Here is a 24,565-nt window from a genome sequence, read left to right as displayed (position 1 = left end):
CCCCTATTTGGATGAAACCATTTTTTCGCTGGCAATGATATGCAAATCGATATTTTTGAGCAAGCGTACCAATTTTTGCGTCAAAGATCCTTTGAGAAGCATTTGCCAGCGCGATCGCTGACTCTCTCCAATTACAATTTGGGTAATGCGATATTTTTCGGACACTTCGGCGATCGCATTGGCGACGTTATTGTTGGTAACATGAAGAAAAGTACCTTCAAATTCTTTACAGAGTTTTTCACAAGTGTAAATGTGTAAGCTTTCTTCTTTGGTGAGGAAGCGCTCTGGATTGGCAACGAATAAAGTATAAAGTGGGGCATTCATGTAGTTAGCCAACCTTGCACCCCGGCGTAACAGCTGCACTGAGTTGGGATAAGTAGATATGCACACCAAAACCCGCTCGTGAATATTACAGGATTGCCCATTGGGGATAGTAGCGATCGCATTTTCTTCTACGTTGTCTGCGACTTCCCGCAAAGCCAACTCCCGCAAAGCAATCAGGTTACGGCGTTGGAAAAAGTTTTCTAGGGATTGTTGGATTTTTTGCGGGGCGTAAATTTTCCCTTCTAATAACCTTTCTTGCAGGGTTTCTGGCGTGACATCTACTAACACTACTTCATCTGCTTCATCCAGAATCCTGTCAGGAACACGCTCACGGACTACAACCCCAGTAATTCTTGCTACTAGATCGTTGAGACTTTCCAAATGTTGTACATTCATTGTGGAGTAGACATCAATTCCAGCTGCCAAAACTACTTCTACATCTTCGTAGCGTTTTTCGCGTGGGGAACCAGGGACATTGGTATGGGCAAGTTCATCGATTAAAACTAATTGTGGCGATCGCTGTAAAATAGCGTCTGTATCCATATCCGTTAGCGTCAACTCACCGCGAGGATATTGCTTACGCGGCAAAATCTCCAGTCCCTCTGCTTTCTCCGTCGTGTCCTTGCGTCCGTGGGTTTCTAAAAGCCCAAGGATGACATGAATTCCTTCGTGTTTAAGGGCGTGTCCCTCTTCTAACATCCGGTAGGTTTTGCCTACTCCAGGAGCCATGCCAATAAATATTTTATGCTTACCCCGCCGTCGTGCCGCATAAAGCGAGTAAATTCCAGAATTTAAAGGTGCATTGCCAGTCGAACCAGTATTACTATCTGACATTTCCTTCTTGGTAGCTATAATGGCAATCCTATGACATCGGAAAACGGTGCTTTATCCATGCCCCTTATGGGTGCTGTTAGCGCTAGCGGGACGTTTAGCCCAATCCCCAATCCCCATTTATTAATTTTGCTGACGATTAATATCCTGTAAGTCAAGAGCATAATTCAGTCGGAGAACATTGACTCCTGGTTCGCCAAAAATCCATAAAAATCTGCCATCAGTATACTTGTTAATTAAACGTAGGATCTCTTCTTCTTTGACTCCCCGCGCACCAGCAACCCGCGTCAATTGCTGCCGTGCTGCTTTGAAGGAAATATGCGGATCTAAACCAGAACCAGAAGTATAAATCATATCAGCGATCGGCTGAAGATTTTCGTCTCGCAATTGATTTGCCTCTTCTAGAATCCGCTTTAATAGCTCTGGATTACTAGCAGCGAGATTGCTAGCTCCAGATATGCCAGTTGGCTTGGCTTTTTTCCCTTGGCTATATCTAACAGTACTGGGACGAGAATGGAAATATCGCTCAGATGTGAACACCTGCCCAATCAAAGCCGAACCAATTACTTCATTATTTAGATTCAGCATAATGCTGCCATTAGCTTGATAGGGTAAAAAAACTTGACCTACTACAAGGATTATCAGAGGATAGATGATTGCAGTTAACAACCAAAGCATTAGAGTTATAAAAATTGCTCTGATAGTTTCTCGAATAATAGCCATAAAAAGATTTCCAATTTCTACTCAAATTTAATTTTTAATTTTTAGTTTTAATTCTTTTACCCAATCAGAACGATATTTAAACATGCTGTTAGCAACAGCATAAATAGCTGGGGCAATTACCACATTCAAGCACAGCAGGATAGAAATAGCGAGTGGTGGGTGATGTTTACGCCATTGCGACCAAACAAAGGATATCGCCTGGATCGCATCTATCGGCAAAAACTTTTCCCCACCATCGACCTGTTTATTCATATTCTTTTGGTTCCCTCTCTCAACAGGTAAAAGTAAAAATGTTTATTATTTTACTTTGGTAAAGATGCGTTTATTTCGCAGGATCTGTACTTTTGCTATCCTTAAGCCAAGCCTACAAGTGTAATCAGTATATCTATCAACTTAATGGCGATAAATGGCGCAATCACCCCACCTAAGCCATAAATTAAGATATTGCGTTGGAGTAGCTGATTAGCTGTCAGGGGTCTAAATCGCACACCCTTCAATGCCAAGGGAATCAAAGCGGGAATAATCAAAGCATTATAAATCAACGCTGATAGTACAGCAGACTTAGGGCTAGTTAAATTCATAATATTCAGGCTTTGCAGGTTAGCAGCGACAAATATCACTGGGATAATTGCAAAGTATTTGGCAATATCATTAGCGATAGAAAATGTCATTAATGCCCCGCGAGTAATCAACAATTGTTTGCCAATGCTAATGATATCGATTAGCTTTGTGGGATCGGAGTCTAAATCGACCATGTTGGCGGCTTCTTTTGCAGCTTGCGTCCCTGTATTCATGGCAACGCCGACGTTAGCTTGGGCTAATGCAGGAGCATCGTTAGTTCCATCTCCCGTCATGGCAACTAGTTTACCTGCTGCTTGTTCCTTTTTAATGACGCTGATTTTGTCTTCTGGTGTGGCTTCGGCAATGAAGTCATCAACGCCTGCTTCTTTGGCAATGACAGAAGCTGTAATTTGGTTGTCTCCAGTTAGCATGATGGTATGCACTCCCATCCGTCGCAGTTGCTCAAAGCGATCGCGGATACCAGGTTTAACTATATCTTTGAGATAAATAACCCCATAGATTTCGTTATCTAGGCTGACTGCTAGGGGTGTACCTCCCAGGCGAGAAACTCGTTCGTAGGCGGCATCCAATTCTGGTGTATCGCGTCCGTGGCGAGAACGGACAAATCCTTTAATGGCTTCGACTGCTCCTTTCCTAGCCTCATATCCACCAGGCAAGTTAGTCCCACTCATCCGGGTTTTGGCGGAAAAATCGACTCCTTCTGCTTGGTTGGAGTCGAAATCAAACCGTGCGCCTAATTTCTCCGCCAGTCGCACAATGGATTTACCTTCTGGTGTATTGTCAAATATACTAGCCGCCCAGGCAACATTAGCAATTTCTGACATTGAATGACCGTCGATAGGGATAAACTCTTCCGCCAAACGGTTGCCGAGGGTAATTGTACCTGTCTTATCGAGAACTAAAGTGTTGACATCACCACAGGCTTCGACTGCTCGTCCGGAAGTGGCAATGACGTTAAATTGGGCAACTCGATCCATACCAGCAATGCCAATGGTACTGAGTAAGCCGCCAATGGTTGTAGGAATTAATGCCACTAATAGAGCAATTAAAATTGGCACGCTGACTGGACTGTTGACATAGTAAGCAAGTGCCGGCAAAGTTACTACGACTAACAAAAACACTAAGCTGAGAACTGCCAGCAATACTGTCAGGGCAATTTCATTGGGTGTTTTGCTGCGTTCTGCCCCTTCCACCAAGGCAATCATCCGGTCAATAAAGCCTTTGCCTGGGTCAGTAGTAACGCGGATAATTAGTTCATCGGAGATAATCCTCGTTCCACCAGTGACGGAACTAGAAACATCGGAGCCTGATTCTTTTAATACTGGTGCGGATTCTCCAGTAATTGCCGATTCATCTACTGAGGCGACACCCATAATTACTTCGCCATCGGCAGGGATGATATCGCCAGCAACGACATAGATGTTATCGCCCTGTTTCAGGCTGGTGGATGAAACTTCACTAATTATGCCGTCGGAAGCGAGTTTTTTAGCGATCGCCTCTGATTTCGTTAATCGCAAGGCATCAGCTTGAGCTTTACCCCGCCCTTCTGCCACTGCTTCGGCAAAATTAGCAAACCAAACTGTAAAGAATAAAATCCCCGACAGCAAGGCGTTGAAAATTTGCGGGTTCTTTTGCAGGGACGGGCCAAATAGGTTGGGATCAATCGTTAGCAATAGGATGATGATTGTCCCCACCCAAACCACAAATATCACGGGATTTTTGATTGCATACTTAGGATTGAGCTTGACAAAAGCATCTCTAATTGCTCTTAAGTACAGCCACTTAGTAATTTTTTTCGCCTTCTTCCGTCCCTGGCGGCGATCGCCAGAACGAGGATTTGGCCGTCTAGCTTTGAAGTTAGTTGCCACTTGATTAATTAATAAAGTTAGGAGTTAAAAGTTATACCAATTCTGTATGAGGATGCGCTAAACCATGATTACAAGAAAGAAAGATAAACGAACCGCAAAGGACGCAAAGGGCCCAAAGAAAGAAGTTAAAAGGGTTTGGCGCAACCTCATAAAGAAATGGTATTAGAAGTTAGGAGAGACGCGATGAATCGCGTCTGTACAAGAGTTAGGAGTTAGGAGTTAGGAGTTTCCCATAAAAAATAGATCCAACCTGTAGGGTGCGTTACGCTAACGCTAACGCAACGCCAGTTGCTACAACGGATAGCGCAGCGTTAGCGTCTGACTCGCTAACACCAGTCGCCTACAGCGCTGGATTCACCGCAACGCAATGGCTCTCCTACGAAACCGGATAATTTATTTATTTTTTGGTATTCTCTTAATTCCAGACTTATAACTCATAAATTTTCTAATTGCCAGATGCTAGTTTCAAACCCTCAGCTATGGGGCCTAAAGCTAAAACGGGAAAGAAAGTCAACACTCCCAAAACCAGTGTTACTCCAGCTGTAATACTAGTAAATACTAGAGAATCGGTTCGTAAGGTACCAGGGGTTTCGGGCACTGGTTGTTTGCGAGACATCCCCTCAGCTAACAGCAGGATGGCAATTATCGGAATGTAGCGTCCTCCTATTAAACTAACTAAACTACTCAAGTTCCACCACAGGGTGTTATCCTTCAACCCTTCTAAGCCGGAACCATTATTTGCTGCGGCTGAGGCGTATTCATAAACTACTTGAGAAATACCGTGATAGCCAGGGTTGCTAATTCCAGATAGGGAGATGGGATAAGCTAGGGCGATCGCACTGGGAATCAAAACTAGAATTGGGTGAATCAACAACACTACGCTGGCGAGGACGATTTCCCGCTTTTCAATTTTGCGTCCTAAAAACTCTGGGGTGCGTCCCGCCATTAGTCCAGTGAGGAACACTGTGAGAATTAAGTAAATAAATAAGTAAGCTGTTCCAGTTCCCTGCCCACCCCAGATAACCTGGATAAACAAGTTGAAAAGTGTCGAGAATATTCCTTGCGGCATCAAAGAATCGTGCATCCCATTCACAGCGCCAGACATAGTAGCAGTAGTCATAACTGCCCAAAATGCCGTTTGTAACCAGCCAAATCGAACTTCTTTACCCTCTAAATTGGGCTGTTCTAATCCAAAGGCGTTATTAACCAGGGGATTGCCTTGCAATTCTCCCACGGCTGTCACTCCCACCAGAACAACAAAAATTACAAACACCATCCAAAAAAGTAGCCAAGCTTGTTTGATGTTGTTGGCAAATATACCGTAGGTGTAAATCAAGGCGGCTGGGATAGAAATCATGGCGATCATTTCTATCAAGTTAGAAGCGCCATTGGGATTTTCAAAAGGATGCGCTGAGTTTACGCCAAAAAAGCCACCGCCGTTTTCGCCCAAAAGTTTGATCGTTTCAAAGGATGCCACTGGGCCTCTGGCAAGATATTGCGTCCCACCTTCTAAGGTTCTCAAATCCAGAGTCTTAGCTAATGTTTGTGGTACACCTGCGACAAGTAAAGCGATCGCTCCAATAATCGAAATCGGCAGCAATATTCGCGTAATTCCACGGACGAGATCGACATAAAAATTTCCCAGTTTTCTCCCCGTCAACCCGCGAATAAAGGCAATTCCCACAGATAAGCCGGTGGCTGCGGAGGTGAACATCAAAAAGCCTAAAGCCGCTACCTGGCTAAAATAGCTTAAGGTTGTCTCGCCAGTATAGTGTTGCTGGTCGGTATTGGTTACAAAGGAAATGGTTGTGTGCAGTAATACATCCCAACTGGGCGCACCAAAGCCGTTAGGGTTCCAGGGCAAGTGTCTCTGGAAATATATCAGCAAATACACTGAAATACCCATAATCAGATTGCTATACAATACAGCCCGGATATACTGCAAACCCGTCATATCATCTTTTCTGCGGACACCTGCTAGTACGAACATACTTCGCTCTATGGGGTTCATTAAAAAATCAAGCAGTGTTCTTTCTCCCAAGAAGACACGGGCTATGTATCTACCGAGTAGCGGAGTGATTCCTATGACAATACATAGCGTTAAGCCAATTTGCAAAAAACCTTGTCCCATATATTTCCCGCTCAATTAAATTTAAGTGCTAGCAAGCCAATTCTTAGAAATAACAGATTAGCTGTTTAGGTATTTGATTTGGATGGATTTGGCGATCTTTGAGATATCAACGCCATTTTTTAATCTGGATTTACTATTTTCAGTTATTACTATTTTCCAGATTTTGGTTAAAGTTCTTGTTAAGAATATTTAATTTTTACTCTTAATTCATCTATATTATTAGTTAGGATTATTTGTTTATACAATACATTATCGAAGTTTGCTAGTTTCAAAGAATATAAATATTTAACAGGGTTTTCTAAAAGGGATTACGGTTTGAGAAGGTTGTGTTAGATACTCTGACCCTTCTGGGCAACTACCCAGTCCCCAATCCTCAGTATCCAGCACCCATTTTTACATCTAGACAATCGTAATTTCCGAGTTAATGCTCAAGTGAATATTTGCAGATATAGATTGCAGATAAATCATAATCGTTGAATTAAATAGTTGTAAAGATTGTAGGATAAAAAATTTTAGTAAATCATAAATAACAATGTTAAGTCGATTAGTGGCTATAAAAGAAGCTATCAATGAGCGTCGGGAGACTTATGGGATAATTGCGATCGCCTTTGCGATCGTAATCGGCTTGGAATATTTGACACCACCTGAGTACGTATTTGGCTACCTTTACACAGGGACGATTTTGGTAGCAGATTCTCGATTGAATCGGAGAGCAGTATTGGGGATCACTCTGGCAGCCACAGGATTAACATTGTTAAATTTGTTTGTCCCAGGAGGAGAAATAATTAATGCCCCAACGTTGGCAAATAGGTTGATTGCAGTATTGGCGTTGGTGGTGACGGGTTGGTTAAGCGATCGCAACCACCGCAATGAAGAAGCGATCGCTTATACCCAAGCACAATTACGCTCCCAAGAACAACTAGCGATCATGCGTGAAGATTTTGTTTCTACCCTAACGCATGATTTGAAAACACCCCTATTAGGAGCAATTGAAACACTGAAATATTTTCAAAACGAGCAATTTGGTGAAATCACGCCAATGCAAGCAAAAGTCCTCCAAACAATGGCTCGTAGTCATCGGAGTACACTGCAATTAGTCCAAACTCTTTTAGATGTATACCGCAATGATGCCGAAGGGCTGAAATTACAGATATCACCCGTTAACTTGGCAACTGTGGCAGAGGAGGTAATCGCTACCCTGACTGAACTAGCGAGAACACGTCAGGTTTATATTTCTCTGCACTATGGCGAATCAGATTTTCGGAGCTTTCTCTGGGTAGATGGCGATCCTTTACAACTAGGGCGAGTCTTCACCAATCTCCTGAGTAATGGCATTAACCATACCCCGCGTGGCGGTAAAGTGGAAGTAGTACTTGAAGGTTATTCTAGCGATCAAGTAGTAAAAATACTCGATACTGGTTCCGGCTTTACCGAAGAAGAGTTACCCCACTTATTTGAGAGGTTTTATCAAGGACATAGCGATCGCCACGTCTCAGGCTCTGGACTAGGGCTTTATTTAACAAGGCAAATTATCGCTGCTCATGGCGGTACAATTTGGGCAGAGAATCGCTCGCCAAGAGGGGCACTCTTTGGTTTCCGACTCCCAGCTTGTCCACCACCGGGGAGATGAGGGCAGGGAGCAGGGGGCAGGGAGCAGGGGGAGAAGAATTAACAACCAGTCTTCAATGACAAATGACAAATGACCAATAAAAAATGACCAATGACCAATGACCAATAAAAAATGACAAAAATCTTACTTGTTGAAGACGATGAATTGTTTCGGCTTGGTCTGCGGATGCGTTTGCAACAAGAAACTACTTTGGAGATTGTCGCAGAGGCAGAAGATGGAGAACAAGCTTTAGAATTAGCAAATCGCTATCCTCTGGATTTGGTATTGATGGATATAGGTTTACCGGGCATTGGTGGAATTGAAGCTTGTCGGCAAATTAAGCAGAAGCACCCAAATTTACCAATTCTTGTGTTAACATCTCGTTCTGAAAAACCCCTGATTTCACGGTTAATTGCTGCCGGGGCGCAAGGTTACTGCCTGAAAGGTATTCCTGCTGAGTCTCTGATATTGGCAGTGCGATCGGTTGCAGCCGGGGCTTCTTGGTGGGATCAAACGGCAACAACAGAGATTAGAGCCGCTTTTGAGGGGAATTCTACTGTGGTTCTGCCTGCAAAAACTGAGGGAACTCTAGAAAATCCCCTAACGAAGCGGGAGCAAGAAATTTTGGCACTGGTAGCAGCAGGTAAAAGCAATCAAGAAATTGCTGAAATTCTCTACATTGCCCCTGGTACAGTGCGGGTTCATGTCCATGCTATTTTACAGAAACTAGAAGTACGCGATCGCACTCAAGCCGCAGTCTTAGCGATCCAAAAAGGATTGGTAGCACCAGAATTATTGATTAACTAGATTCATTTACATCGAGCTAGGTGCTAGACCAGATTTAAGTGTAAATACAGTGGTTTTTTAGTTAGAGAGTATAGCTTTTTATAGATAAGAGCGATCGCAAAATCCTCAAAATAAATCGTATTGGGGTAGCTGCGCTCTATTTAAGTATAATTACAGTTGCTTGTATTTTTTATACGGTATAAATTTTATTGTACTAGAAGAAATATAGATAGAACATAACTTAGTTTTTCTAGGGTTCGTATAACGATTAGAAATATTGCGGTTTTCTTTCAAAAAAACAAGAGATTTTGTTACCAATTCCAGTTGAGCGTGGAAGCGGATGTTTAGTCATTCGCTTCCTATTTGATGTTGTGTGATAAATGCTATTAACGTAAATCTTTAGAACTAACAAGTCTTTTATTCAATCAAAACTTTTATTAGAGGACAATAATTATGATGACAGAAAATAATCACTTTGAAGCCCAAAGTAATTCCACCAAAAAGTTATTAGAAGCAGGCAGAAATATTGTTTTTATAGATACAGCAGTTCTCGATTACCAAAGCTTGGTAGCTGGGATAACACTGGGTAGTGAAGTCGTTATCCTTGACCATAATCGAGACGGTTTAACGCAAATCAGCGAGTTTTTAGCAGGGTGTAAACCTGACTCAGTTGAATCAGTTCACATTGTCTCCCACGGTGGTGAGGGGAGTTTGCAATTGGGGTCAACTTATCTTAACCTCACCAACCTTAATAGCTATGCAAATCAGTTACAAAAATGGGCAAATGTTTTAACTGATAAAGCTGACATTCTACTTTATGGCTGTGATGTAGCCAGTGGTGAAGGCACAAAATTTGTCCAGTTTCTGAGTCGAATTACTGGGGCAGATGTTGCTGCTTCCACTGACAAAACAGGAAGTGCAGCTTTAGGTGGCGACTGGGATTTAGAGGTAAAAACTGGGAAAATTGAGGCATCCCTAGCATTTAAACCTGAAGTAATGCAGGCTTACCAGTCTATTTTGCCAGCTAGTTTTACTGGCACATACTCTCAAAGCTTTAACTCATTAGCTAGTTCTGGAACATCTATTCCTTGGGCTAATGATTCAACCATTTCGGGCTGGTATGCCACAAGAACAAATTACATCCCTGGTAATGGTAGTAATAACACAGGTGGATTGTACAGTTTTGGTACTAGTAACGCAGACCGGGCACTTGGTTCTCTAGCTTCTGCTACCACAGGAACTATTTATTATGGGTTGCGCCTCCAAAACAACACAGGTTCACCTATTACTGAGTTGCAAGTCAGTTACACGGGTGAACAATGGCGTAATGGTGGTAATACATCGCAGCAACAGCTGAAATTTAGTTATCAAACTGGATCAACTCTCACAGGTTTGACAACAGGAACATGGACACCTGTCACATCACTAGATTTCACCAGCCCAATTGCAACTGCAACCGTAGCTACCCTGAATGGCAATCAAGCTGCCAATCGAGTTGTTATCACACCTGTAACAATTACCCTAGCTACCCCAATAGCTAACGGTGAAGAGATTATATTCCGTTGGGAAGATATAGATGATGGAGGCAACGATCACGGTTTAGCGATCGACGATGTATCTATCAAAGTCGATAACACCACCTATATAGTAACTAACACTAATGACAGCGGTGCTGGCTCGTTGAGGCAAGCTATTATCAATGCCAATAACGATCCAGGGATTGAGACAATTATCTTTGATCCGACTGGGATATTCGGTGATGCTACCCCTGATACTATTACCCTGACTTCTGGGGAATTGAATGTTACTGAAGGAGTGATAATTCAAGGAACTGGAGCTAATAAACTCACCATCAGTGGCAACAATGCTTCCCGTGTTTTTAATGCTAGTGCCTCCCTCTCAATTGATGGGTTAAACATAACTGGGGGAAATGCAGGAAATAACAACGGTGGCGGCATTTATAGCACCAATACTGTCACAGTCAGCAATAGTACTATTTCTGGCAACATAGCAAACACTAGTGGCGGCGGCATCTACGGTACTAGTAGTGTCATAGTGAGCAATAGTACTATCTCCGGCAACACCGCCAACACTAGTGGCGGCGGTGTCTACAGCAGCAACGCCACAATAACCAATAGTACTTTCTCCGGCAACACCGCGAACAACGGCGGCGGCATCTACGGTACCAGTAGTGCCACAGTGAGCAATAGTACTATCTCCGGCAACATAGCGAACACTAGTGGCGGCGGCATCTACACCAGCATTACTACACTTACTAATAGCACTATTTCCAGTAACACCGCGAAAAGCAACGGCGGCGGTATCTATTCTGGCGGTAGCACAGTGAGTAATAGCACTATATTTGGCAATACGGCTGATAGTGATAACAATGGCTCAGGTAATGGTGGCGGCATTTTTAGGTCTGGTGGCACGGCAAGCATCAGCAATAGCATCATTGCTGGCAATATCGATCCAGGTAATCAAGGAGCCGATGTCTATGGTAGCAACTTCAATGGTAATGCTTACAACCTGATTGGCAAAATTGCTGGTAAATTATCCGGGACTCTGGGCACGGGTACAGATATTATTAACCCCAACCCCGGACTCAAACCACTGGGAGATTATGGTGGTTCTACACAAACTCACGCCCTAAACTCTTCCAGTCCTGCCAGGAATGCTGGCGATCCGGCTTACAATGGTGGCTTAACTACCGATCAACGTGGCACAGGTTTTAACCGGATTGAAAGCGGCAGAATTGACATTGGGGCATTTGAATCCCTGCTTCCAAAAGTCAGCTTTGGTGCTGCTACGTACAATACAACAGAAGATAGTACCGCCACTATAGTAACTATTTCTGTTACCTTAAATGCCTCTCCAGAAACGGCGGTCACAGTTCCTATTGTCGTCAAAAATAGTAGTACGGCTACTAGTGGCAACGATTATACTTTTTCCCCCACTACTATTTCCTTTGCTGCTGGGGCGACAGGTTCAAATTTAACAAAGCTAATTACTTTTACTATTAACCCAGACGACTTACCTGAGAATGCAGAGACAGTTGTACTCAACTTCGGCACGCTAATAGGGGCTGATTTAGGGACAATAACTGAAACTACTCTGAGTATTGCTGCTAATGATTCGATTCAATATGCAATTTCCAGCGCCACTTCAAATTTAACTGAAGGTAATAGCGGTACTCAAGCTGTTACCTTCACGGTTACTCGCAGTGGTGGTATTGGCGTGGCTAGCACCGTAGATTATGCTTTTATCGGTACGGCAACTTTTGGTAGTGATTATAACAATATTCAAGTTACAGGTGGAGGAACTGCTGTATCTGGGACTTTAAGCTTCGCTGTAGGGGAAAAGACAAAGACAATTACAGCCGATGTTTTGGGTGACAACATATTTGAACTCAATGAAGATATTACCGTTAACCTAAGTAACCCCAACCTCACAACTGCACCAGCAAATTCCACAATTACTAACAGTTCAGCTACAGTTAATATCATCAATGATGACAGCCAACCAACTATCAGCATCTCGGATGTCTCTGTTACTGAAGGCAATACAGGGACAACAACTAATGCTAACTTTACTATTAGTCTCTCTAATCCTAGTTATCAGCAGATTACCGTAAATTACAACACGAATGATGGTAGTGCCCAAATTGCTGATTCTGATTACAACTCTGCTTTAGGAACAATTACTTTTAATCCTGGGGAAACCAGTAAAACTCTTAGCATTGGTGTCATCGGCGATAACAAGTTTGAAACCAACGAAGCATTTTCTGTTAACCTTTCGAGTGCGACAAATGCGACCATTACTGATAGTTTAGGAGTGGCTAGCATTATCAATGATGACAGCCAACCAACTATCAGCATTTCGGATGTCTCTGTTACTGAAGGCAATACAGGGACAACAACTAATGCTAACTTTACTATTAGTCTCTCTAATCCTAGTTATCAGCAGATTACCGTAAATTACAACACGANTGATGGTANNGCCNAANNTNCTGANTCTGATTACAACTCTGCTTTAGGNACNATTACTTTTAATCCTGGGGAAACCAGTAAAACTCTTAGCATTGGTGTCATCGGCGATAACAAGTTTGAAACTGATGAAACGTTTGCTGTCAATCTTTTAGGTGCGACAAATGCCACAATTACTGATAATTTAGGAGTTGGTACTATCATCAACGATGACAACCAACCAACTATTAGCATTTCGGATGTCTCTGTTACCGAAGGCAATACAGGCACAACAACTAATGCTAACTTTACTATCAGTCTCTCAAATGTAAGTTCTCAGCAGGTTACTGTAAATTACAACACGAGTGATGGTACTGCTCAAGTTGCTGACTCTGATTACAACTCTGCTTTAGGGACGATTACTTTTAATCCGGGGGAAACTAGCAAAACCCTTAGTATTGGTGTCATTGGCGATAACAAATTTGAAACAAACGAGACATTTGCTGTCAATCTTTTAGGTGCTACAAATTCCACAATTACTGACAGTTTAGGAGTGGCTACCATAATTAATGATGACAGCCAACCAACTATCAGTATCTCGGATATCTCTGTTACAGAAGGTAACACAGGGACAACAACTAATGCTAACTTTACAATTAGTCTCTCGAATGCCAGTTCTGAGCAAGTTACTGTAAATTACAACACGAGTGATGGTACTGCTCAAGTTGCTGACTCTGATTACAACTCTGCTTCCGGGACGATTATCTTTGCTCCTGGCGAAACCAGTAAAACTCTTGGTGTTGGTGTCATTGGCGATAACAAAACTGAAGCCAACGAGACATTTTCTGTGAATCTTTCGGGTGCTACAAATGCCACAGTTACTGATAGTTTAGGAGTTGGTACCATCATTGATGATGACAACCAATCAACTATCAGCATCTCGGATATCTCCCTTCTTGAAGGTAACGCAGGTACAACGAATAATGCTAAATTTACCGTCACTCTCTCTGCACCCAGTTTGCAGCAGGTTACTGTAAATTACAACACGAGTGATGGCACTGCTCAAGTTGCTGACTCTGATTACAACTCTGCTTCTGGGACGATTATTTTTGCTCCTGGCGAAACCAGCAAAACTCTTGGTATTGGTGTCATCGGCGATAACAAATTTGAAGCCAATGAGACATTTTCTGTCAATCTCTTTGGTGCGACAAATGCCACAATTACTGATAGCTTGGGAGTGGCTACTATCATAAATGATGACGAACCTCCGGCCATTAGCATTGGAGATGTCTCACTCAATGAAGGTACTACAGGAATGACAACTAATGCTAAATTTGTCGTCACTCTTTCCAGTGAATTCTATCAACCAATAGTTGTAAGTTACAGCACGAGCGATGGTACTGCTAAAACTTCTGACTCTGATTACAATTCGGCTTTAGGGACGGTCGTTTTTAATCCTGGGGAAACCAGCAAAACTATTAGTATTGGTGTCACAGGTGATAATAAAGTTGAAAGCAACGAAACATTTTTTGTCAATCTCTCTGGTGCGGCAAATGCTAGGTTTGCTAATAACCAAGGAGTCGGTACTATCATCAATGATGACCGGGATTCTTTCTTTTAATTCACATAATATTTAATGGGTCTACATCAATAGTTAGACTAACAGAGGGCGGACAAAGCGATCGCACTTCTTCCCAATCTGGCAATTGTGGCAAGGCATCGGGGGCAAATTTTATCAAGATTTGCCAGCGATAACGATTAGCTACCCGTAAAATACTCGCTGGTGCTGGGCCTAATATCTCGAATTCTTCTTCTGTACTCAAGGCTGTGGCGATGATTTGCGCGGTATTTTGCACTTGAATGGGATCTAGACTACTTAAGCGCAACAAAATTAACCGCCCATAAGGGGGATAATTGAGGGCTTGGCGTTGTTCTAACTCAGCTTGGGAGAAAGTGTGATAATCGTGCGATCGCACTGCTGCAATTACCTGATGCTCTGTAGTGTAAGTTTGTACAATCACCCTCCCCGGATCGTCGCCTCTCCCAGCCCGTCCAGCGACTTGAGTCAAGGTTTGAAATGCCCGTTCGCTGGCGCGATAATCTGATAAATTTAGCAATCCATCGGCGGCGACAACGCCCACAAGTGTCACCTGTGGTAAATCCAAACCTTTGGTAAGCATTTGCGTACCCACTAATAAATCTGCTTCACCGTTGGCAAACTGGGTGAGTAGAGTTCGATGTGAGCCTTTGTTGCGGGTGGTATCGCTATCAAAACGAATCAAGCGCAACTCTGGAAACTGTCGCGCTAATTCTTGTGTGACTCGCTGAGTACCGCTACCGAAAAATTTCAGGTAAGGGGAACTACAATCGGGGCAGAATTTGGGATGCGATCGCGCATAATTACAATAATGACACCGCAATAATTCCGGCGCTTTTTCTTCGGTGTGGTGGTACGCCAGCGAAACATCACAGTGCGGACATTCCAACACATATCCACAACTGCGGCAAGATACAAAAGTACTGTGTCCCCGACGATGAATAAATAAAATTCCCTGTTGTTTTCTCTCTTGCAACTGTTGCAAAGCTTCTTGTAGCGATCTACTAAATATAGAACGATTTCCCTGCTGCAACTCTTGCCGCATATCAACGATTTCCACCGGCGGTAAAGGGCGGGAATTGACACGTTCGGGCAAACTTAAGTAATAACTTCTGCCTGCTAACTTCTGATTTAGGAGTGATGAATTAAGATTTCTTTCTTGTCCCCCCTCTCTGCTTGCGGAGAGGGGGTTAGGGGGTGAGGTTCCGACGCTTACCCAACTCTCCAATGAAGGCGTAGCGGAACCCAAAATCAAGGGGCAATTTTCTAATTCGGCTCGCCATTGGGCAACGGTGCGGGCGTGGTAGGTGGGTATGGGTGAGTCTTGCTTAAAGCTGCTGTCGTGTTCTTCATCTAAAATAATTAAACCCAAGTTGGGCAAAGGGGCGAAAACGGCGCTGCGCGTACCAATGACAACTTGCGGTTCTCCTGTGAGCATAAGCCGCCAAGTGTCGTAACGTTCGCCGTCGGAGAGGGCGCTGTGATACACGCTAACTTTATTGCCAAAACGGGCGCGAAAACGATCGGTTAGCTGGGGTGTAAGTCCAATTTCTGGGACTAAAACGAGGGCGGATTTGCCTTGGTTGATGAGAGGTGCGATCGCTTGCAAATATACTTCGGTTTTTCCTGAACCTGTTACCCCATGCAATAAAACTTCAGCAAATCCATCTAGTGTCTGGATTGTCGCTAAGGCGCTAGCTTGGGCAGTAGTTAAAGATTTAGCCCCATCACCTGCCAATGCTGGTCCCTGTTCGGTTCGCAATACTTCCCGTTCTTCAATAACGATGTAACCCTTTTGTCCCAAGGTTTTGAGGATAGAGGAACTAGCATTACAAATTTGCAGTAATTCATTTTGCCACAACTCCCCATTATGCCGCCGCAGCACTTCCAAAATCTCTCGTTGGCGGGTAGTTAAGTCGCTATCGATTGCACCTGTAAGCGTAACTGCTTTTTGCAGCTTTGGTCGAGTCAGCCGTGGCGGTTCCAAGTAGCTTTCTACTAAACCGAATCGCAGCAACTCCCGAATTCCCCGATAAGCAGATTTGACTTTTTGTTGAAGGTAAGCGAAACTATAATCCCCCGCAGGCTGCCCTTGCAAAAGTTCCCAAACTTGCCGCGCGGTTGGAGTTAAAAAAGCTGAAGGATTAGGAGATGCCAGTAAATAACTACTCCCCCCTGCCCGCCCTCCTCTAACCAGACGGAGGCGACGTTGCGATCGCCCCAGCAACCCTGGTGGTAGAGCAACCCGGATTACTTGAATCAGGGGCGTATAGTAATATGCGGCAACTCGATTGAGTAATTCCCAATAAGCACTTGGGAAAAATCCAACGCTGACTATATCTTCTACCTCCCGGATTTTTTCTGGTGCTAAATCGATATTTGGTTGTACCAGTAACCGAATTGCGATCGCTCCTAATTGTTGTGCCCCAAATGGCACGCTCAAAATATCTCCTGGTTTTATTTCTAACTGGGCTGGCAATCGATAAGTAAATAATCCTGTACTTCCTGGACAGTCTACCAATACTTCAACCCACCTATTAAGAGTTGTACCTGAATGGTACGATTCACTAGCTTGAGCCACCACTAAGGGAGATAAATTTACATCATTAATATACATAGTTGCTGACTTTATAGTTAGATGTTTTCCTCACATAGCTGGTCAAAATTAACCTAGCTAAATAAACTCTAATTTTTTGCTTTCTTAAATTTAAATAGTATTTCTCAATACTGTTATCATTCATAATACTTGATAAGTTTCCTCTTATGTAATCTACTAGACAAATTCGTATCAACTATACATGCAATAAATATTTGGTATCCACTATACAAATAAAAGCATGTCGGCACTTGCTGCAACAGTTGCTCTATCTACTAAATAGGGAGTAGCCTTTTTCCGCCTATCGATAGATATTCAACCCTTTCTGTATATGAGATGCTTTTATACAAGTAAGATCGTCCCAAATTAAGCTGCCATTATTGTAATTTGTATCATCTTGGTTACTTGAAATTGATAATTCATAACCCCATCACCAGGTTTTGAGTTTATCTAGTGACTTCCAATACATAAACATAAAAATATTTATTTAGAAAAATATATGAAAGTTTAAGAAATTTGGATAGTTAGCTGAAAATTTTATGTTTGTTTAAGTTGAGAAAGTTTGAGGGGGTTTGACATATTTAATAATTAAGAAAAAAATGAAGAATATAATCTGTTGGAAGCCTGAGAAGAAAGTTTTGTTGGGTGCTAAGGTTAGTTTCGTTATAGGTTGTATCTAACTGTAACCCGTAGGTTGTCGGTAGATACATATTTTTATTCCTGAATAGAAATTAGCAGAAGCTTCTATTTGCCATATAAACAGGTGCATTCGTCAATTAGGGATTAGGGAAAACTACCAAGCCTCAAAGGAGTAGCTGAAACTAAATTATGTACCAAACAAAACAACAATCCCTAAAGGAAACTATGAATATTGTTGAATTGGGAAAAATGGAAATACTGGAGAATGTTGCTGATATTGAAGAACCATCACTCGATAGTTTAGATGCAGTAGCAGATGAAGAGACTCCAATTGTAGTAGAAAATCTGGAATCAGATGAACGCGACGGGGATAATATGGCCGCGGCCCGTCCTTCGGGATACAATAAAACCGAGCATGATGATGCTGTCGGCGCGTTTTTTAAAGAGATGGCGCGTTATCCGCTTCTAAAAGCTGATGAAGAGGTGGAGTTAGCGCGGCGAGTTAGGTTTCTAGAGGAAATTAGGGAATTACAAGCTGCTTTAAACTTAAAACTGGGACACGAACCGAGCAAACTAGAAGTAGCTTCCGAGCTAGAAATGACGGAAAAACAACTCGAAAGTCGCTTGTATCAAGGTAGAGTAGCGAAACGCAAAATGATTCGCTCTAACTTGAGATTAGTAGTATCTATTGCCAAGCGATATCTAAATCGGGGAGTGCCTTTTCTGGATTTAATTCAGGAAGGAGCAATGGGTTTAAATCGCGCTACAGAAAAGTTCGATCCAGACAAGGGATACAAGTTTTCTACTTACGCCTATTGGTGGATTAGACAAGCGATTACTAGGGCGATAGCTAACGATGCGCGGACAATTCGGCTACCTATTCATATTGTTGAAAAGCTTAACAAGCTGAAAAAAGCGCAACGAGAACTCAAACAAAAACTCTGTCGTAATCCTACCGAAGGTGAAATGGCAGAAACTTTGGAAATTAGCGTCCAACAACTACGCCAACTACAACAATTACGCCGTCAAGCACTTTCTCTTAACCACCGCGTTGGTAAAGAAGAAGACACGGAATTGATGGATTTGCTCGAAGATGAAGATAATCTGTCTCCAGAAGCAAAAATGAATGAAAACATGATGCGTCAGGAGATTTGGGAAGTATTGGGTGACGTGTTAACTCCACGGGAGAAAGATGTAATTTCTCTGCGCTATGGCTTGACAACCAGCGAACCCTGTACCTTAGAAGAAGTTGGCAATATGTTCAATCTTTCTCGCGAGCGAGTGCGTCAAATTCAAAGCAAAGCCATGCGGAAATTGCGCCGTCCTCATATAGCTAAACGCTTAAAAGGTTGGTTGATTTAGTTACATTTACAAAGATAGAGATGTAATACCTGACCTAATTAGCTTAACTAACGAATATGGATCGAATAAAGTGCAAAGCTTTCAATTTCGTAGGATGTGTTATCGCGTAGCGTAACGCACCATCATCAATTTTAGGTGCGTTAGGATAAATGTTCATAACACACCCTACAAAACTTGCTCTTTATTAAATCCACATTCCTAACGAATGAAGGCGAGCTTGTATCTGTATATTTCTTGAGCTTCATCTATCAACATCTACAAAACCGGGCATTCTGTACCTTTTTTCGGCTTTTATTTAGTCATTACTCAAAAAAAATTGCCCAGTTGCCTATAGACTATGGACTATGAACTATGGACTATAGACTAATGACTTCGTGTAGCAATTTGATTTTGCGTTTTGCTGAACCAACTGATTACAGCAGACTATTTCAATTAATTCAGGGGCTTGCTGAGTATGAAAAATTATCTCACGCTGTCACTGGCAATGCTCTGGCACTGAAAGAGCATTTATTTGGCTCGCACAGATATATAGAAGCGATTTTAGCAGAATCTGCCGGTCAAGCTGTTGGTTTTGCCCTATTTTTTCATAATTATTCAACATTTTTGACCAAGCCAGGAATTTATCTGGAAGACTTATTTGTTTTACCAGAATATCGTAGGCAAGGTATTGGTAAGGCTCTGATTACTAAATTAGCCCAGATAACTGTAGAACGTGACTGTGGAAGATTAGAATGGAGTGTGTTGGATTGGAACGAACCAGCTAAAGCATTCTACCGCAGTATGGGAGCATCTATATTAGATGATTGGCGAATTTGCCGTGTTACAGAAGATGCGCTTACTCAGTTAGGAACTGTTAAATAAAAAACAAAGGATGAAGTATAAAAGATGAATATTTTGAATATTTCATCCTTAAACGCCTATCATTTTTCGGTTATAAAATATTAAATATTTATATAAATTTGCATTTTCACGATCGGCGTAAATGAAAAGCAGTTTGTCGCTAGATATGACTCTGTATCTAAAAACCAAAAAATTCAAAAATTTTAAAGCGAAGTTTGACAGCTTGTCGTTTGACTATAGGAGCGGCTCAACTGACAATTATGGAGGATATTGAACCCAATAAGCCGTTATTGCAGAGAGAACACGAAATGAAAAAATTGATTACAGTCATGCTGTTAGGCATAGCAATCTTCACCTTTGCCTTCAGCAGTCCAGCTTTGGCAGGGGATGCTGTTGGTGGAGCTAAAGTATTTAGTGCTAATTGTGCTTCTTGTCACGCTGGAGGTAAGAATCTGGTTCAAGCTGCCAAAAGTCTGAAGAAAGACGCTTTGGAAAAGTATGATATGTACTCAGCAGAGGCGATTATTGCCCAGGTTACAAAAGGTAAAAATGCCATGCCTGCTTTCGGCAAACGTTTGAAAGATAGCCAGATTGAAGATGTAGCGGCTTATGTGCTTTCACAAGCAGATAAGGACTGGAAGTAGACTAACATCTAACTTCAAAAATTAGCAATTTGCGGGGCTTTTGTCCCGCGAATTTTAGGATTGCCGAAATTTTCAAATTAGGATGTTTATACCAATTTTGGATTAAAAGTCTTGATAAAAAGACTGTTTCAAGAATATCAAACAATACTACCTATCCTAAGTTGGTACTATGGATAATTTCTGGCGATTATTTATCAGTGTAATTATTGCTGTTTCTCTCACTTTTTTGACTTTATCCGCACATTCAGCACCCGTTTTAATTACCCAAATTACAGCGAGTGATTTCTTGCAGTTGGGTGTAGATAAGATGCAGCGCGGTAATTACCAGGAAGCAATAGAGAATTTCAATCAGGCAATTGAAGTTGAGAAAGATTTGGCTTTTGCTTATAGCGATCGCTGTCTTGCTTATCTCCAATTACAAGATTACCATCAAGCGATCGCAGATTGTACCCAAGCCATAAATTTTGCACCTGATGACTCTGAGGCTTATCTGAACCGGGGAGTAGCACACTACAGACAAGGAGATTATCCTGCTGCCATTGTCGATCATAATCGAGCGATCGCACTTAAACCCTACGATTTTCGAGCTTACTACAACCGAGCATTAGCCCGTGCTGGGGATGGGAAAGACTCGGAGGCAATTCTTGACTTTAATTTAGCCCTAACTCAAATTCCCCAAATCACTAGTTTACTGCTTGCAGATATCTACAATGACCGAGGTTTGGCGCATTTTATCTTGCAAGATACCCAAGCAGCTATGCTCGACTTTAATCTAGCAATTCGTCTCAACGCTAACGATTATCGAGCTTATTTTAACCGGGGTTGCGCTTGCGGACGAAATAGAGATGACTTTGGTGCAGTACGTGATTTTTCTCAAGTTATCAAACTCAATCCCAGTAATGCTCAGGCTTACGTTAATCGGGGAATAGCTCGTTATCGCTTAGGATATCATTTAGATGCAATGTCTGATTTACAAAAAGCATCTGAGTACTTTGATAATCAAGGAAAGAGAGTCGCCTACGAAAAAACTCTCGATTTGCTGAAGAATTTGCGACAAAAAATTTCTTCTGTAACTGAAATCGCTTTTTTATAAGACTGTAAAAGCTATACAGGGTATGCACCAGCTTGAAAAATTTGTTCGGCAGTTAAATTTAATTCGGGGAAGGTAGGTGAGATAATGCGATCGCTACCTTGAAACTGGCTGACTTGATATTCTCCCTCAATTAAAGTATAAAGTGAGACAGTTCGTTGTTTGGGGTTGCCAATAAATCGCCTACCACCTAAAGCAGCGTAGTCTACAATCCAGTATTCTGGTATACCTACAGCCTCATAGTCAGCAGCTTTTTTTAAATAATCATCACGCCAATTGCTACTCACTACCCCAACTACTAAGGGTATTGATTCCGCTTGGCTTACAGTAGATTCTTTTTTCCACACAGGTTCGTTTACTAAATTAGGGCGATTCAATATCAGCACATCTGGCGAGTAAGCAGATTCATTTTCAGGCGGTCTGACTAATACTGTTTTGGGTATGAAGTAGGGGAAATTTAAACGAATACACTCTCTAGTAATTTCAAAGGCTAAAAATCCAACTACCTCTTCATGGTCGCCAGTGGGTTGCGGCATCTCTACAATTACTCCATCATGCAATTCATAACGTTTTCCTGTGTTGTCAGGATATTTAGCAACGAATTCATCGAATGTAACTAGTTTACGTAAGGTTTGAATCATTCTATTGTGTTTGTAAAACGTCCAGTTTTCTTAATGTTAACGTAATTCCTAATTACTACATAGTAGTAAATAAATTATATGATAAAAAAAGCCTCTATCCAAGTGGGAGAGAGGAAGACAATCGGGGTTTTTGGTCTACTCTAGGACTTTTCAAACATCCTCTAACTAATAAGGCGTAACAGCATCAGAGAACGATCTGTAACTGGTAGACTTTGAGAGCCTGAAACTAATTTTCCTCTATCTAAAAAGCGAGGTTCATTAGTGTCAATTACTATCTCCCATACCTTATCTTTAAAGTCATCGGGTAAAGCAAACTCAAGTAACTCATAGTGAGCGTTAAAAAATATCAGAAAACTTTCATCAATAATCCGCTCACCACGATCCCCTGGAGTAAGAATTCCCTGCCCATTCAAGAAAATCTCCATTACTTTGGCATAACTAACTAGCCATTGCTTCTCAGTCATTCCACTACCATCAGCATTAAACCAAGCAATATCATTAATCCCTAAACCGTGGATGGGGCGACCTTGAAACCACTTACGCCGGCGAAATACTGGATGCTGATGGCGAAAATCAATTAGTTCGCGTGTGAAGTCAAGTAAATCCGAGTTGGCTTTATGCAAATCCCAATGCCGCCAGGAAATCTCATTATCTTGGCAGTAGACATTATTATTACCTTTTTGACTACAGCCAATTTCATCTCCCTCTAATAGCATTGGTACACCTTGAGATAGCATTAGAGTTGCTAAAAAGTTTCGTCGTTGCCGTTCGCGCAAACGCATCACTTCTGCATCATCGGTTTCGCCTTCAGCACCACAATTCCAGGATCTATTATGGCTTTCACCATCTCTATTATCTTCCCCGTTTGCGTGGTTATGTTTTTCGTTGTAGCTGACTAAATCATTTAACGTGAAACCATCATGAGCAGTTATGAAATTAATACTTGCATTTGGATTGCGCCCGTTTGTTTGATACAAGTCAGGGCTACCCGTAAAACAGTAAGCAAATTGTCCTAAACTATCATCTACACCACGCCAAAAATCTCTTACTGTATCCCTATATCTCCCATTCCACTCAGACCAACGCAGTGGAAAGTTCCCCACTTGATAGCCTCCTTCTCCTAAGTCCCAAGGTTCAGCAATTAGCTTCACATCTGCTAAAATTGGGTCTTGATGAATAATGTCAAAGAAAGCTGATAAATTATCTACTTCATATAATTCTCGTGCTAGTGCCGAGGCTAAATCAAATCGGAAGCCATCTACATGCATTTCTATTACCCAATAGCGCAGGCTATCCATAATTAACTTCAGAACTTGAGCATGACGCACATTCAGAGAGTTACCACAGCCTGTAAAATCCATGTAGTAGCGAGGATCGTCTTTTACCAAGCGATAATAGACAGAATTATCAATACCTCGCAAAGATAGCGTTGGCCCGAAATGATTTCCTTCGCCTGTGTGGTTGTAAACTACATCTAAAATCACTTCAATTCCAGCAAAATGTAATGCCTTAACCATTTGCTTGAATTCGGTAACTTGTTGACCCGCAGTTCTATTAGCACTGTAACTAGAATAGGGGGCAAAATAGTTGATGGAATCGTAGCCCCAGTAATTCTTTAATCCTTTATCTTCTAAATGTCCTGGATGGGATAGAAAGTGATGCACTGGCATCAATTCAACTGCTGTAATTCCTAATTGCAGTAAATGTTGAATTGCAGCTGGGTGTGCCAACCCTGCATAAGTACCACGCAACTCTTCTGGAATAGCTGGATGTAGCTTTGTAAAACCTTTGACATGAGTTTCATAAATAACAGTTGTATGCCAAGGTGTACCAAGCAGTTTGTCATCTTCCCAATCAAAAGATTGATCGACGACAACACACTTAGGCATTATTTTTGCATCATCTAGTTCAGAAAAAACTAAGTCTTTTTCTTCAGCATCTAGAGAATAGCCAAAGACAGATGGATCGTAACTAAACTCACCATCAATTGCTTTAGCGTAGGGGTCAATTAACAGTTTATTTGCATTAAATCGATGACCTGCTTCTGGTGCCCACATTCCATGCACTCTAAACCCATACTTTTGACCAGGCCCGACTCCTGGTAAGTAACCATGCCAAACAAAATTATTTTTTTCTGTCAAAGGCACGCGAATCTCTTCGTCATCGTTATCAAATAAACAAAGCTCTACCCCAGTTGCATTTTCTGAAAATAAAGCGAAGTTTGTCCCTTTACCATCCCAAGTTGCACCTAAAGGATATACATTCCCTGGCCATACTGCTACATACATAAGTTAATTTTCAATAATTACTTTTTTGACAATTAATCAACTTCGATTA

Annotated in this window: 15 protein-coding genes and 1 pseudogene; 8 read left to right on the top strand and 8 right to left on the bottom strand. The window is 42.0% G+C overall.

The annotated features are described in order from the left end of the window. Positions 1-3: 3 nt before the first annotated feature. The 4 genes from CDG77_RS09465 to kdpB form a co-directional block, all read right to left on the bottom strand. On the bottom strand, positions 4-1,158 hold the full coding sequence (locus CDG77_RS09465; RefSeq protein WP_094329139.1) for a universal stress protein: 1,155 nt from the start codon (positions 1,156-1,158) through the stop codon (positions 4-6). A gap of 120 nt (positions 1,159-1,278) precedes the next feature. Next, the gene (gene kdpC / locus CDG77_RS09460) at positions 1,279-1,878 is read right to left on the bottom strand and encodes a K(+)-transporting ATPase subunit C (RefSeq protein ID WP_094329138.1); all 600 of its coding nucleotides are present in this window, start codon (positions 1,876-1,878) and stop codon (positions 1,279-1,281) included. Between the two features lie 27 nt (positions 1,879-1,905). Beyond that, entirely contained in the window at positions 1,906-2,130 is a 225-nt protein-coding gene (locus CDG77_RS09455) for a hypothetical protein (RefSeq protein WP_094329137.1), read from the bottom strand. Between the two features lie 101 nt (positions 2,131-2,231). Further along, complete coding sequence (kdpB, locus tag CDG77_RS09450) at positions 2,232-4,337, bottom strand: potassium-transporting ATPase subunit KdpB (RefSeq protein WP_094329136.1); 2,106 nt, start codon at positions 4,335-4,337, stop codon at positions 2,232-2,234. 248 nt (positions 4,338-4,585) lie between these two features. On the opposite strand from kdpB, the gene CDG77_RS38470 reads away from it, so the two are divergent. After that, complete coding sequence (locus CDG77_RS38470) at positions 4,586-4,720, top strand: hypothetical protein (RefSeq protein ID WP_258169812.1); 135 nt, start codon at positions 4,586-4,588, stop codon at positions 4,718-4,720. A 53-nt stretch (positions 4,721-4,773) separates the two neighbouring features. Here CDG77_RS38470 and kdpA read toward each other — a convergent pair whose 3' ends face one another. Further along, entirely contained in the window at positions 4,774-6,459 is a 1,686-nt protein-coding gene (kdpA, locus tag CDG77_RS09445) for a potassium-transporting ATPase subunit KdpA (RefSeq protein ID WP_094329135.1), read from the bottom strand. 532 nt (positions 6,460-6,991) lie between these two features. Here kdpA and CDG77_RS09440 point away from each other — a divergent pair. From CDG77_RS09440 to CDG77_RS09430, 3 genes and pseudogenes are all read left to right on the top strand, one after another. Further along, positions 6,992-8,089 (top strand): sensor histidine kinase, encoded by a 1,098-nt coding sequence (locus CDG77_RS09440; RefSeq protein ID WP_094329134.1) that lies wholly within the window; start codon positions 6,992-6,994, stop codon positions 8,087-8,089. Positions 8,090-8,200: 111 nt separating this feature from the next. Then, positions 8,201-8,875, top strand: coding sequence for a response regulator transcription factor (locus CDG77_RS09435; RefSeq protein WP_094329133.1), 675 nt, complete (start codon positions 8,201-8,203; stop codon positions 8,873-8,875). Between the two features lie 432 nt (positions 8,876-9,307). After that, positions 9,308-14,440, top strand: a pseudogene (locus CDG77_RS09430) (Calx-beta domain-containing protein). Position 14,441: 1 nt separating this feature from the next. On the opposite strand, the gene priA reads toward CDG77_RS09430, so the two are convergent. Then, a complete protein-coding gene (gene priA, locus CDG77_RS09425; protein WP_094329132.1) occupies positions 14,442-17,033 on the bottom strand; it encodes a primosomal protein N' in 2,592 nt (863 codons plus the stop codon). 807 nt (positions 17,034-17,840) lie between these two features. On the opposite strand from priA, the gene CDG77_RS09420 reads away from it, so the two are divergent. The 4 genes from CDG77_RS09420 to CDG77_RS09405 all read left to right on the top strand — a co-directional run bounded on the left by CDG77_RS09420 (position 17,841) and on the right by CDG77_RS09405 (position 21,590). Beyond that, positions 17,841-19,013, top strand: coding sequence for an RpoD/SigA family RNA polymerase sigma factor (locus CDG77_RS09420; protein WP_094329131.1), 1,173 nt, complete (start codon positions 17,841-17,843; stop codon positions 19,011-19,013). Positions 19,014-19,379: 366 nt separating this feature from the next. Beyond that, positions 19,380-19,874 carry a GNAT family N-acetyltransferase gene (locus CDG77_RS09415; protein WP_190233937.1) on the top strand — a complete coding sequence of 165 codons (495 nt, stop codon included), beginning with the start codon at positions 19,380-19,382 and terminating at the stop codon, positions 19,872-19,874. 287 nt (positions 19,875-20,161) lie between these two features. Further along, the gene (petJ, locus tag CDG77_RS09410; protein WP_094329161.1) at positions 20,162-20,497 is read left to right on the top strand and encodes a cytochrome c6 PetJ; all 336 of its coding nucleotides are present in this window, start codon (positions 20,162-20,164) and stop codon (positions 20,495-20,497) included. 169 nt (positions 20,498-20,666) lie between these two features. Beyond that, the gene (locus CDG77_RS09405; protein ID WP_094329129.1) at positions 20,667-21,590 is read left to right on the top strand and encodes a tetratricopeptide repeat protein; all 924 of its coding nucleotides are present in this window, start codon (positions 20,667-20,669) and stop codon (positions 21,588-21,590) included. A gap of 11 nt (positions 21,591-21,601) precedes the next feature. Here CDG77_RS09405 and CDG77_RS09400 read toward each other — a convergent pair whose 3' ends face one another. Both CDG77_RS09400 and glgX read right to left on the bottom strand, forming a co-directional pair. Beyond that, positions 21,602-22,228: a Uma2 family endonuclease gene (locus tag CDG77_RS09400; RefSeq protein ID WP_094329128.1), complete on the bottom strand. Its 627-nt coding sequence runs from the start codon at positions 22,226-22,228 to the stop codon at positions 21,602-21,604. A gap of 161 nt (positions 22,229-22,389) precedes the next feature. Continuing rightward, positions 22,390-24,516 carry a glycogen debranching protein GlgX gene (glgX, locus tag CDG77_RS09395; RefSeq protein WP_094329127.1) on the bottom strand — a complete coding sequence of 709 codons (2,127 nt, stop codon included), beginning with the start codon at positions 24,514-24,516 and terminating at the stop codon, positions 22,390-22,392. Positions 24,517-24,565: the final 49 nt, after the last annotated feature.

This window comes from Nostoc sp. 'Peltigera membranacea cyanobiont' 213 (assembly GCF_002245975.1).
Classification (GTDB): Bacteria; Cyanobacteriota; Cyanobacteriia; order Cyanobacteriales; family Nostocaceae; genus Nostoc.
Note: the sequence above shows the minus strand (reverse complement) of the source record. Positions and strands in the feature narration are given on the sequence as shown.

Coding starts and splice junctions, on each gene's coding strand:
- CDG77_RS09465 (WP_094329139.1), bottom strand. CDS start 1,158: ATGTCAGATAGTAATACTGGTTCGACTGGCAATGCACCTTTAAATTCT.
- kdpC (WP_094329138.1), bottom strand. CDS start 1,878: ATGGCTATTATTCGAGAAACTATCAGAGCAATTTTTATAACTCTAATG.
- CDG77_RS09455 (WP_094329137.1), bottom strand. CDS start 2,130: ATGAATAAACAGGTCGATGGTGGGGAAAAGTTTTTGCCGATAGATGCG.
- kdpA (WP_094329135.1), bottom strand. CDS start 6,459: ATGGGACAAGGTTTTTTGCAAATTGGCTTAACGCTATGTATTGTCATA.
- CDG77_RS09440 (WP_094329134.1), top strand. CDS start 6,992: ATGTTAAGTCGATTAGTGGCTATAAAAGAAGCTATCAATGAGCGTCGG.
- CDG77_RS09435 (WP_094329133.1), top strand. CDS start 8,201: ATGACAAAAATCTTACTTGTTGAAGACGATGAATTGTTTCGGCTTGGT.
- priA (WP_094329132.1), bottom strand. CDS start 17,033: ATGTATATTAATGATGTAAATTTATCTCCCTTAGTGGTGGCTCAAGCT.
- CDG77_RS09420 (WP_094329131.1), top strand. CDS start 17,841: ATGTACCAAACAAAACAACAATCCCTAAAGGAAACTATGAATATTGTT.
- CDG77_RS09415 (WP_190233937.1), top strand. CDS start 19,380: ATGACTTCGTGTAGCAATTTGATTTTGCGTTTTGCTGAACCAACTGAT.
- petJ (WP_094329161.1), top strand. CDS start 20,162: ATGAAAAAATTGATTACAGTCATGCTGTTAGGCATAGCAATCTTCACC.
- CDG77_RS09405 (WP_094329129.1), top strand. CDS start 20,667: ATGGATAATTTCTGGCGATTATTTATCAGTGTAATTATTGCTGTTTCT.
- CDG77_RS09400 (WP_094329128.1), bottom strand. CDS start 22,228: ATGATTCAAACCTTACGTAAACTAGTTACATTCGATGAATTCGTTGCT.
- glgX (WP_094329127.1), bottom strand. CDS start 24,516: ATGTATGTAGCAGTATGGCCAGGGAATGTATATCCTTTAGGTGCAACT.